The organism is Parafrankia sp. BMG5.11 (genome assembly GCF_004337455.1).
Window position 1 is genome coordinate 20,043 of sequence record NZ_SJXI01000093.1, and the last position, 11,797, is coordinate 31,839.

Below are 11,797 nucleotides of genomic sequence, written 5' to 3' on the forward strand. Positions count from 1 at the left end.
CCGCACCGGCCGACCCGCCGCAGGAGGCACGTCCAGGTGAACGCCACCCCGCCGCACCCCGGCACCGTCCCCACCGCCACCGTTTCGGATCCGGCGGGTTCCGCCGCCGGGCCGGCGCTGCTGATCGTCGGGCATGGCACCCGGGACGAGGCCGGCGCCGAGCAGTTCCGTCGGTTCGTCTCCCGGGTGCGCCAGCGGGCCGGTGGGCTGGCGGTGGACGGTGGGTTCATCGAGCTGTCCGCCCCGCCGGTCGCCGACGCGGTCAGCCGTCTCGTCGACGCCGGCCACCGGCGGCTCGGGGTCGTTCCGCTCACCCTGGTCGCCGCCGGGCATGCCAAAGGTGACATTCCCGGGTCGATGGCCCGGGAACGCGAACGCCACCCGGGGCTGCGCTACGCCTACGGGCGTCCCCTCGGCCCGCATCCGACGATCCTGCGGCTGCTCGCCGAACGTGTCGACGTCCTCTGCCCACCGGACCGGCGGGAGCAGACCACGGTGCTGCTGGTCGGGCGGGGTTCGACCGACCCGGATGCCAACGCCGAGGTGTTCAAGGTGGCCCGGCTGCTGTGGGAGGGCCGCGGCTACGGCGGGGTGGAGGTGGCGTTCATCAGCCTGGCCGAGCCGTCGGTGCCGGCCGGGCTGGAGCGGATCCACCGGCTCGGCGGCCGGCGGATCGTCGTCGTCCCCTACTTCCTGTTCACCGGGGTGCTGCCGCGGCGCACCGTCGAGCAGGCGGCCGGCTGGGCGGGGGGGCACCCGGAGGTGGAACTGGCCTGCGCGGGCCTGCTCGGCGACAGCGCCGCCGGCGCCGGCGGGGAGGGTGACGGGCTGGTCGAGCTGGTGTTGGAGCGCTACCAGGAGGCGCTCGGCGGGGACATCCGGATGAACTGCGACACCTGCCTGTACCGGATCGCGCTGCCGGGGCATGCGCACCGGGTCGGGCAGGCGCAGACCCCGCACGACCATCCCGACGACCCGTCGCACTCCCACGGGCCGCACGGCCATCACCACTCGCATTCCCCTGACCCGCACGGCCACGGTGATCCGCACGCTGCGGGTGGGTCGGTGGGACGGGCGGGGCTCGCGGTGACGCTGCGCGCCGACGACTGACCGCAGCGGACCGGGCTGGGCGCTGCGCACCACCCGCCCACGCCGAGCACAGTGTGGCGATCACCGACGGCGGGCCGCGGATCCTCACTCTGCTCCGACATACCCCCACCTGGGGGTTGCGCGGGGGTGTGCGGGCTGTTGTGCGGGGAAGGGGCCCGGCGAGCAGGGCCGTAACACGCCACAATCCCGCCGAAACCTGTACTCCACACCTGGATGTGGACAACAATCGACGCACAGACAGGCCGATCCTGGCACCAGCGGCGCGATGGTGACAGGCCAACGCGACATCACACATCCGCCCCCCACCGTGAGCCTGAACACGGTAGCGTGCGCTCGTCACCGATCCGACCGGAACAGTGACGCACAGCGCCGGCCAGGCGGCCGCCCCCGCGGGCGGCCAGCACGGCGGTCGGAGCCGCGCCACGGACCGTCCCGACACCCCGCGTCACCGACGCATCCCACGGGGTCGGGGGCGGGCCGTGACGGTGCACCACCGGCACTCCGGCGCGGCCGGGGGGACAGTCGCCCGCCCTCCCAGGGGCCGGACGGGAAGGACGTGGATGAGCCGAGTCGAGCTACCCGACTCCACCCGTCCCGACCGGCTCGGCCTGCCCGCCGCCGCCCGCGCCGCCGCCATGCTCTCCCGGGAGATCGCCTACGCCGACCCCGACCCGCTGACGATGGCCGAGCTCGACGACCGGCTGCACCGGTTCGCCACCACCCTGCTCACCACCCCGCACACCGCGCTGCTGCGCCCGGTGATCGCCGACTGGCGCCGCGTGCAGGCCGCACTGGGACGCCGGCTGTCCCCCGCGACGCACCGTGAGCTCACCGGGGTCGCCGGGTTCCTGTCGTTCTACCTGGGTGTGCTCGCCGTCGAGGCCGGGGATGATCCGTCGGCGCGGCGGTTCGCCACCCTCACCGACCAGTTCGCCACCCAGCTCGACGACCCGCTGCTGACCGGTACCGCCGCCACCCTGGACTCCCTCGTCGCGTTCGTCGGTGGCCGCTATGACGCGGCCCGGGGTGCCGCCCGCCGTGCCGCGGCCGCCGGCCATCCGTATCTGCACGGGTGGGCGGCCGCGTTGGAGGCGGGTGCGGCCGCGACGCTCGGTGACATCGACGGCGCCCTGGCCGCGCTCGCCCGGCTGTCACAGACGCCGTGTGTGCAGGGGCTGCGTCATCCGGGGTGGCCGGCGTTCGACGAGGTCCGGGAGGCCTGCGTCGTCGCGGACGTCGTCAGCCGCATGGGCGGTGAGGGCGCGGCCGGCCTGAGCCGGGCCGCGGTCGACCTGACCAGTTCGGGCACCCCCGAACGGGGGTGGGCACTGGCCGCGCTCGCCGGTGCGCTGGCACCCGACGACCCGCCGGAGGCCAGCCGGCTGCTCGGTGAGATCGTCGAGATCCTGGACGTGCACCCGTCGCGGTTGCTGTCGAGCCGGGTCAACGACCTGGTGCGCGCCGCCGGCTACCCACGGCCGCTGGCCCCCCACCCTGGCCAGGCCGGCACCTCCGCCTGACCCGGCAGCCGCGGCGCCGGGTGCACGGGCACGGCCCGCACCGGCCACCCGTGCTCCCCGTGCCGGTTGCGCCGGGTCAGGCGGACAGGCGGACAGGCGGGTCGGGGTGGCGGGCAGGTCCGTGGCGCGGCCGGCGGCGAGGCGGTCCCGGCGCCGCGCCAGCAGCCGGTCAGCCAACGCGTCGGCGCGTTCGATGTCGTCCAACGTGGCCCGGGTGCGCTCCTCGACCTCGAGGAGCGCGGCGAGCAGCTCGGCGGACAGCCGGGTGCGGGCGGCGACCCGGGCCACGCTCGGCGGTAACGTCCCCGCACCCCGCCCACCGGCCGGCGGCTCCGACCCGCCGACCCCACGCACCACCATCCCGGCCGGCGCCGGCGAGCCGTGCCCGGCCCGGGCGGTGGGGCGGGACGCGGCGCGGGCCGGGGGCACCGGGCGTACGGTGCCGGCCGGGTCGGCCCGACGGGCCGGCGTGCCCGGGTCCGTGGCCCGGCGGGCGGGCACGGGGGTGGGTAGTGAGCCGGAGCGGCGGGAACGGCGCAACAGAGCCATGTACTCAGTGATACCTGTGACGTTCGGTGATGCAACGCCTTGACTTCACCGCCCCGGCCGGGACGGCCCTCACCCCACAGGTCATCCACAGGTCCACCCCCGCTACCCACCGGGCCATGAACAGGGTTATCCACATAACGACCCTCATGTGAGGGAGCTCACATAGCGGAGGGGGTGGGTCAGTGGTCCCAGGGTGAGCGTGGCCGGGCCGCCGCCGGTGGTTCGGTGGCCTCCCAGATCCGCCGCCACCGGGCCATCCCGGGCGCGCCCGCCGGTGCCCGCCGGGCCGGCCCGGCTCCCGCCGCCGGCCGCGCCGACGCACCCGACGAAACGGAAGGACCGGTGTCACCGCCCGCACCGGCCCCCGCGGCCGGCGACGCGGCGTCGGGGGAGCGTAGGGACGCCCACCAGCTCGTCGTGTCCTCCACCCCGAGCCGGGTCACCTCCGCCGCCAGCCGTCCGGTGAACGCCCGCACATCCTCGCCGTCACCGGGACGCAGCGGACGACCGAACCGCACCGACACCCGCGGCCGGCCCGGTACCGGCCACGCCCGGCCCCGGGGCATCGCCGCGTACGCACCGCGCAACGCCGCCGGTACCACCGCCACCCCGGCCGTCATCGCCAGATAGCCCGCCCCCAGCCGGAACCGGCCCCGCGACCCGTCCGCCGAACGGGTGCCCTCGGGGAACACCACCAGGTTCCACCCGCCGCGCAGCAGCTCCAACGGTGTCGACGACGGCGCCCCACCGCGACGCTCGATCGGCACCGTCCCGAACGCCAACGCCGAGGACAGGCCCCGCCAGGTGCTGTCGAAGAAGTAGTCCGCCGCCGCCGTCACCGCGGTGCGTTCCCGCACCGCCCGCGGCAACGCGCACAGCAGCATCGGCGCATCCAGATGACTGGAATGGTTCGACACGATGATCACCGGGTCGTCGCCGAGGGAACCGAACACCTCCGCGCCGGCGACCGTCGGGGTCAACGCCGCGTGCAGCAGCGGGTTCATCGCCGCTTCCAGGAACACCGTGCGCGCCGCCCGTGCCGGCCCGCCGCGCGCCCACGCCGTCGGGAACTCCCGGGCGCTCACCGGCCGCCGGTGCCCCTGCGCCGAACCCGGGACCAGCGACCGGCCACCCCAGCGAAACCCGTTCGCCAGCTCCCGGACACTCACCCCCGGCCGCGGCGGGCCACCGAACGCCCCGGTGCGGCTCATCGCACGTCCGCGATCGCGTGCGGCGGGGAATGCAGGTAGGTGATCGACGGGTCACGGCCCACCGTGCCCGACACCATCTCCAACGCGTCGGCGAACGTCGACGCCGCCCGGAACCCCATCCGCGCGCACGCCGCCCGATCCCCCCCGACCCACACCACATCCCCCAGATGGTCCATGCCGTGCGCCGCCCAGTACCACATGTAGAACGGGTGGACGCCGTGGTAGGCGTGCGACGTCCGGTACAGGTGCACATACCACGGGTCGGTCGCGTACTGCTTCTCGAACTTCGCCTCGATCGTCGCCGGGTCCGTCGACTCGGCGAGCACCTCGGAGAAGAAGTCCACATAGGACGGATGGTGCAGCTGGGAGAACTCCGGGGTCACCGGATGGTAAAGAATCATCGCGCCCTGGTGACGGACCAGCGGCCGCCCCCGGTACATGTTGAAGAAATACCCCAGACCCATGCACGTCGCCAGGATCGGGTTCATCACCGAGTTCACGTTGTACGGGCCCACATACGGCAGGCCCACCACCAGCACGTCGGACTGCCCGTCGACCTCGACGAGCTGCTGGCGGTGCACACTGGCGATCGTCTGATCGTGGGTGGCTTCGGTCTCCCCGGCGAACACCCCGGTCACCTGGTAGTCGGCGAGCAGATCATGGAAGATCTTCCGCCGTGGCCGGGTCGGCATCGCCGCCAGCCCCCGACTCATCCCGTAGGCCATCGCCTGGTCCTTGACCGACCACTCCCACTCGCGGCGGGTCAGGAAGCTGTACCGGTCGGGGAAACAGGCGTTGTTCAACGTCGTCTCCACGTGGAAGATCTTCAGATGGTCGGCGAGGAACCGGCCCATCCGCCACGCCGACGAATGCATCTCCGACCGGGTGTGGTCCATGAACGACCGCGACCGCAGCATCGTGTGACTGTTGTGATGGTGGCGCAGGCTGTTGTACGACGCCAACCCGATCGGCACCGACTTGTGCCCGCCGTCCATCGCGACCAGGTTCACGTTCACATAGACCAGCAGGTCACTTTCCGCCGCCCGCCGGTTGATCTCCACGTCCTCACCGTGGTCGGTCACCCCGATGTGCAGCAGATTGTCGCGGTCCTCGGCGTCGTGGTTGTACAGGTTGTCCGGCCAGAACGACCGGAACACCCGCTCCCCGACGATGTGCTCGATCTCCGCCGCCGTCATCCGCCGGTGCAACGCGTTCGCCGCGATCAGCTGCACGTCGTCCACACCCGCCGCCGCCGCCAGCGTCAGCACCTGTTCAATGATCCGCTGCCGCACATCCGGACGGCGCATCCGCGGCAACGGGATCGACAGATCGTCGAACGCGATCGTCAACCGCATCCCCGGCCGCAGCAGCACCCGCAACGGCTCACAGTTGAACGGATGCTCCAACGCCGCGGCGATCGCCGCGTCCACGTCCGCCACCCCCGGAAGCGACTCCGGCGGATACACCACCCGGGTACCCAGCGGGAACCGCTCAAGCGTCAGCCCCTCACCCTGGTGCACCAGCAGCGGAGGTGTGCGCTCGTCGACCTCGAGCACGAACCCCGGTCTCACCTGCACGTTCCCCTCGTCCGTGTGCCGCCCCGGCCGGCCCCGGCGCCCCCGCGCCCGCCCGCCCCGCGGCGAGGACCGCCGCGCGGGGAGACAATCCCGTATACCCCGACCGTGCCACTCCCACCGGCGCCCCCACGCCCACCGGACCGCACCGGCGCGGCGCGCGTCGCGCTCACGCCGACGCCGCCGGATCAAAAACGATCTTCACGGCGCCGAGACGCCCCGCGGACAACGCATGGTCCAACGCCTCCCGCCACCGGGCGAGCGGATACACCGCCGACACCACCCCGTCGAGCGGGGCCGTGGCGGCCAGCGCCAACGCCCGCCCGAAATCCGACTCCACCGGCTCCGCCGCTCCTGCCGGTTCGGTACCGGCCCGGCCGGGCCGGGCGCCGCCGGACGACGCGTACGTCCCCACCAGCTCCAACTCCCGGAACCACAGCGGGGTCAGATCCACCGACCCCGCCGGCACCCCCGACAGCACCACCCGGCCACCGGCCCGAGTCACCCGCAGCGCCGTCGACAGCGACGACGCGCTGCCCGCACAGTCGATCGCCACATCCACCCCGCCGAGCAGATACTCCCCACCCAGCTGCGGGGTCAGCCGCAACGCCCGGTTCGCGCGACGCACCCCACCGACCGCGTCGTCGGGGGCGAGCACCTCGTCCGCGCCGAAACGACGCGCCAGCTCCACCTGCCTGCGATGCTTGGCGACCATCGTCACATGCTCGGCCTTCGTATAGGCGCGGATGGCCAGCAACGTCAGCAGGCCCACCGCCCCCGACCCGATGATCAGCACCCGGTCCCCGGAACGCACCCCGCAGCGACCCGCGGTGTGCACAGCGGTCGCCAACGGCTCGACCAGCACCGCCCGGGAGTCGGGCAGCGTGTCGGGCACCGGATGCAACTGGCTGTGATGGGCGACCAGCGCCCGGCTCCACCCGCCGCCGGTGTCCGCGCAGAACCCGGTCTGCAACCCCGGCGCCAGATGCCCCACCGTGATCCGGTCACACCGTGACGTCCGGCCCGCCGCGCAGCCCACGCACAGCTCCAACCCGCGGGCCGCGCAGCCCAGCACCGGGTCGATCACCACCCGGGCACCTGCGTCCAACCGGCGCCCGTCGGCGAGCGTCACCGCCTCCTGCAGGTCACCGACGATCTCATGACCGGGAGTGAACGGCATCGACACCAGCGGGGAGAAGTAGAACGAGCTCTGCCCCGTCACCGTCGCCAGATCCGACCCGCAGATCCCCGCCAGCCGTGGCCGCACCGTCACCCACCCCGGCCCCGGCAGACCCGGATCCCCCCGGTCGACCAGCCGCAGCGGCGCCGCGGTCGTCGCCGCCGCCCCCGACAGCCGCGGGAACCGGCCCGACACCACCCGCGCCGCCGCGTACCGCGGCAGCGACCGGTACAACTCCAGACCGCGTGTCACCGGCCCTCACCCCCTTCCACCCGCACAACACCACTCCCACCCGACCCCGACCCTGACAGGCCGCCCGCGGCAACCCGGGCGCGGGCCGCCGCGGCGAACAGGCCCCGCTCGGCGCGGCTGGCGGCCATCAACCGCGGCTCACCCGGCGTCGACGGCCACTCCTCGATCGGCCAGCCCGCCCCCCGCGCCACCTTGTGCAACGCCACATCCGGGTTCACCGCCACCGGATTACCCACCGTGCGCAACATCGGCAGATCCGACAGGCTGTCCGCGTACGCCCACGACGCGGACAGGTCCGCCCCCCGGCGCCGCGCGTAATGATCCACGAACGCCGCCCGAGCATCCCCGACCAGCGGCGACGACAACAACCGTCCCGTGTACCGGCCATCCGCGCCGACTTCCAGGCCGGTCGCGACGATCTCGTCGAACAACGGCGCCAGCGGACGGGTCAGCACATCGACCGCCCCGGTCAGCAGCACGGTGCGATGCCCGGCCGCGCGATGCTCCCGCACGCGGCGCACCGCCGCCGGTTTCACCCGCCGCAACACCACATCGGCGGCGACCTCGTCGACGACCCGGGCCAGCTCCACCGGGTCGGCGCCGGCGTACCGGCCGTACACCGAACGAATCAGATGCCCCCGGTCGCGGCGCTCGGCACGCAGATACCCCGGCAGTGCCCGCGCCAGCGACACCAGCTCCCGGGCCCGTTCCCCGACGTCGCCGTCAGCCAGCCGCAGCCACAGATACGACTCGACCACCGTCGAGGACACCAACGTCCCGTCCAGGTCGAACACGGCCAGCACCCCCTCACCGGCGGTGAGGTTGCGGGCCATCCGCCGCGCCGGGGCGGCATCCCGCGGCCGGCGCAGCACCTGCGTCACCGCCGGGCAGTGCACGTCCTGCAGGTAGTGCCGCCAGTCGAAACACGCCGGATCGAACCCGAAATCGACCTGGTCGGCCGGGTCCATCGCCGCGTGCAGCGCCGCGGTGGCGTCATCGACGTAGACCAGCTCGGCCTTCGTGTACGCCCGGTACACATCGGAGTAGCGGCGTAGGAACGCCACCCGCCCCTCGGTACGTTCCAGGTCGACGGCCAGCCGGCGGACCCGCTCCGAACGCGGCGCGTGCGCCAACGCCCGGTTCGCCCACTCCACCGCCTTCTCCCCGCGGCGCAGCTTCGCCTCCACCGCCACCGCCCCGGCGAACGGCCACTCGGGAACCCCGATATGCCCGCGGCCCCGCCGCGGCAACGGATCGGCCAGGAAATAGCCCCGCACATAGTCGTAGAGGTCACGGAACAGCAGCGGGTTCCGGAACCCCGAACACACCGTGTAGTAGGCCGGGCGCTCCGGCGGCGGGGGGCTCGCCGCCGCCGCCAGCAGCGCGTTGACGACCAGATCCACCGGGATGATGTCAACGACGGCATCCGGGGACGCCGGGAAGTCCGGCAGCTCCCCGCGGCCGAACGCCAGGATCAGCGGCTCGGCCATCTTGAACCCCTCGATCCACCCCGGGAACGGCTTCGCCAGCGCGCTCTCGATGATCGACGGGCGGACGATCGTCAACGGCAGATCGCCGTGGGAGTCCTCCAGATACCGCTCACCCAACGCCTTGGTGAACGTGTACGCGTCCGTCCAGCCCAGCACCTGCGCACGTTCGGAGCCCGCGGCGACCAACCGCGCCGCCACCCACGCCCGCCGCGCCGCCTCCGCCTGCGCCGACACCGTCTGCGCGCCGGCCCGCACATGCTCGGCCTCCGCCTGCTCGCGGAACCGCGCCGAGTTCTCCGGCGAACGCGACGCGTCCTCCGCGGCCTGGCGGGCCCGCGCGGCCGACGCCTGCTCCGCCGCCCAGTCCACCTCATGGGCCAGCCGGCCCTCGGCGATGTGCCCCGAACGCAACCCGGCGACATAGGCGGTCGACACGTGCACCAGATGCGGACGGGCCCCGGCGGCGCGCACCGCGCGCAGCAGCTCCTGCACCCCGCCCAGGTTCGTCGCGAACCCCTCGTCGATCGCCGGGTCGAACGACACCTCCCCGGCGCAGTGGATCACCACGTCCAGGTCGGCGGGCAGCTCACCCATACTGGCCAGGTCACCCTCGATGACCCGCACCTGCGCCGCCAGCCGCGCCGCCAGCCCCTCACGGCCCAACCGTTCCCGCAGCCCGGCGAACGCCGGCTTACGGGTCATCCGCTCCAACCGGGCCATCCCCGAATGGCTGCCCCGGGGCCGCACGAGCGCCACGACCTGGGTATCCGGGAACTCCGAGAGCAGCCTCTCCAACAGCGCCTCACCGACGAACCCGGTCACCCCGGTCACGAACACACGCCTGCCCGCGAGCCGCTCGCGCAGCCCCACCGGTCACCTCCGCACTCGCCGCAGCCCCACCGGCGTCCCCGACGGACGCCCGGTGCGCAACAGTAGGCGACACCGGACCGTCCACGAACGAACCCGTCGGTCACCTGCGTGTACACGCACGCTGCCAGATCAGGGGCAACCTACCGTCACCGCCGGTCCGACCACGCCGCCGGCCCGCGCCGACCCGCCCCGAACCCGCCCCCGTGACCGTACGCGGCGCCCCCCGCGCCCCCCGGAAATGCCCGTCCCCAAGGTCAGGGACCCTCGGCGAGGGTGGCCAACGCCATGGTCAGCCGGTCCACCGACCCGCCCAGCCCGTACCGGCCCGCCAGCGCCGCCAGCGCCGCCTCATCCACCGGCCGGACGGGCAGCACGTCGGCGACCGGGCCCAGCGGCACATCGCGGACCACCCCGACCACGGTGACCGCGGCGTCCACATAGTCACGGGCCGCGGTCAGCCGGCGGCGCGCCCCGGCCGGGAACCCGTCCTCACCCCCGGCGTCCAACGCGGTGAGAATCGCCCGCAGCGACCCGAAACGGCCCAGCAGCGCCGCCGCCGTCTTCGCGCCGATCCCCGCCACCCCCGGCAGACCGTCACTGGGATCACCACGCAGCACCGCGAAATCGGCATAGGCCCGGCCCGGAATCCCGTAGCGGGCACTGATCGACGCCTCGTCGACCACCGCGAACCGTTCCACCGCGTACCGCACCACCACGCCGGTGTCGTCACACACCAGCTGGAACAGATCCCGGTCCCCGGTCAGGATGTCCACCGGCCCGCCACCGGGCCGGCCGCTGTGCCGGGTCGCCAGCGTGCCGATCACGTCGTCGGCCTCGAAGCCGGCCGCCTCCACCCGGGCGATCCCGAACGCGTCGAGCACCGCGTCGATCACCGGTAGCTGCGCCGCCAACTCGTCCGGCACCTCCTCCTCCACCCCACCCGCCCCGGCCGCGGGGCCGGGGGTGGCGTCGGCGACCCGATGCGCCTTGTACGAGCCGATCAGCGCCACCCGGAACGCCGGCCGCCAGTCGGCGTCGAAACAGCACACCAGCCGCCGCGGCCGCACCTCGACGATCTGCCGGGCCAGCACGTCCAGCAGACCCCGCACCGCGTTCACCGCCATCCCGTCAGGGGCCCGCACCGACCGGGGCACCCCGTGAAAAGCCCGGAAATACAACGACGGGGTGTCCGCGAGCAGCAGCCGATCCACACCCCCACCACCCCCCACCCGCGGCGCGACGCCAGAGGAATCACCGTGAAAGTTGGTCACGTTGTCAGACTGGCATGTGCTGCCGACAGATCATCTCGACCCCGGCCAACCCAGCCCTGACAACAGCCACCGCCACCCCACCGGATGGCACCGGACACCCACCCCCACCCGACACCGGGCACGCAGCCAGGCTGCGTAGCGGCAGCAGCCGTCCACCGTCCGTGTCGACCGGTCCCGAACCCGCACCCGCACCCGCACCGAAAAGTCCCGCCGGGACCAGACATCGCCGTCCGCGCCCCCTCCACCGCCGCGATCTGCGTAACCTCCGGATCGTGCTGGAGGACCTAGACCGTCAGATCGTGCAGCTGCTGTGCCGCGACGGCCGGATGAGCTTCACCGACCTCGGTCGCTCCACCGGCCTGTCGGTGTCCGCCGTACACCAGCGGGTCCGGCGCCTGGAGCAGCGCGGCGTCATCACCTCCTACGTCGCGCTCGTCGACCCCTCCCAGGTCGGGCTGGCCCTCACCGCCTTCGTCTCCATCAAGGAGATAGACCCCAGCCAGCCCGACGACGCCCCCGACCGGCTCACCCACCTGCCCGCCATCGAGGCCTGCTACAGCGTCGCGGGGGAGGAGAGCTACCTGCTCAAGGTCCGCGTCGCCGACCCCGCCGCCCTCGAAAGCCTCCTGCAGGAGATCCGCGCCGCCGCGAACGTGTCGACCCGCACCATGGTCGTGCTCTCCACCCCCTACGAAAACCGCCCACCCAACCTGTGAGCCCACCCGCACCCCCACCGGCCATCGGCCCGGTGCCGCGCACACCGCCCACCG

Annotated in this window: 9 protein-coding genes; 4 read left to right on the forward strand and 5 right to left on the reverse strand. The window is 73.5% G+C overall.

Annotated elements, in window-relative coordinates; translation table 11 throughout:
- Positions 1 to 36 precede the first annotated feature (36 nt).
- The 3 genes from E0504_RS43085 (at position 37) to E0504_RS54630 (ending at position 3,222) form a co-directional block, all read left to right on the forward strand.
- Positions 37 to 1,110: a sirohydrochlorin chelatase gene (locus tag E0504_RS43085; RefSeq protein WP_112108955.1), complete on the forward strand. Its 1,074-nt coding sequence runs from the start codon at positions 37 to 39 to the stop codon at positions 1,108 to 1,110.
- A 560-nt stretch (positions 1,111 to 1,670) separates the two neighbouring features.
- Positions 1,671 to 2,630, forward strand: coding sequence for a hypothetical protein (locus E0504_RS43090; protein ID WP_112108956.1), 960 nt, complete (start codon positions 1,671 to 1,673; stop codon positions 2,628 to 2,630).
- Between the two features lie 193 nt (positions 2,631 to 2,823).
- Positions 2,824 to 3,222, forward strand: coding sequence for a hypothetical protein (locus tag E0504_RS54630; RefSeq protein WP_165938798.1), 399 nt, complete (start codon positions 2,824 to 2,826; stop codon positions 3,220 to 3,222).
- 136 nt (positions 3,223 to 3,358) lie between these two features.
- On the opposite strand, the gene E0504_RS43100 is transcribed toward E0504_RS54630, so the two are convergent.
- The 5 genes from E0504_RS43100 to E0504_RS43120 form a co-directional block, all read right to left on the reverse strand.
- Positions 3,359 to 4,390, reverse strand: coding sequence for a lysophospholipid acyltransferase family protein (locus tag E0504_RS43100; protein WP_112107735.1), 1,032 nt, complete (start codon positions 4,388 to 4,390; stop codon positions 3,359 to 3,361).
- Complete coding sequence (locus E0504_RS43105) at positions 4,387 to 5,967, reverse strand: lactate racemase domain-containing protein (RefSeq protein ID WP_071064314.1); 1,581 nt, start codon at positions 5,965 to 5,967, stop codon at positions 4,387 to 4,389. Before E0504_RS43105 ends, E0504_RS43100 begins: the two co-directional genes overlap by 4 nt.
- A gap of 166 nt (positions 5,968 to 6,133) precedes the next feature.
- Positions 6,134 to 7,396 carry a zinc-binding dehydrogenase gene (locus E0504_RS43110; protein ID WP_071064316.1) on the reverse strand — a complete coding sequence of 421 codons (1,263 nt, stop codon included), beginning with the start codon at positions 7,394 to 7,396 and terminating at the stop codon, positions 6,134 to 6,136.
- Positions 7,393 to 9,756 (reverse strand): HAD-IB family hydrolase, encoded by a 2,364-nt coding sequence (locus E0504_RS43115; protein ID WP_131627288.1) that lies wholly within the window; start codon positions 9,754 to 9,756, stop codon positions 7,393 to 7,395. Before E0504_RS43115 ends, E0504_RS43110 begins: the two co-directional genes overlap by 4 nt.
- 254 nt (positions 9,757 to 10,010) lie before the next feature.
- Positions 10,011 to 10,967, reverse strand: a complete 957-nt coding sequence (locus tag E0504_RS43120; protein WP_071064320.1) for a 5'-3' exonuclease — start codon at positions 10,965 to 10,967, stop codon at positions 10,011 to 10,013.
- Between the two features lie 332 nt (positions 10,968 to 11,299).
- Here E0504_RS43120 and E0504_RS43125 point away from each other — a divergent pair, with 332 nt between their 5' ends.
- Positions 11,300 to 11,743, forward strand: coding sequence for an Lrp/AsnC family transcriptional regulator (locus E0504_RS43125; protein ID WP_071064322.1), 444 nt, complete (start codon positions 11,300 to 11,302; stop codon positions 11,741 to 11,743).
- The last annotated feature ends 54 nt before the right edge of the window (positions 11,744 to 11,797 follow it).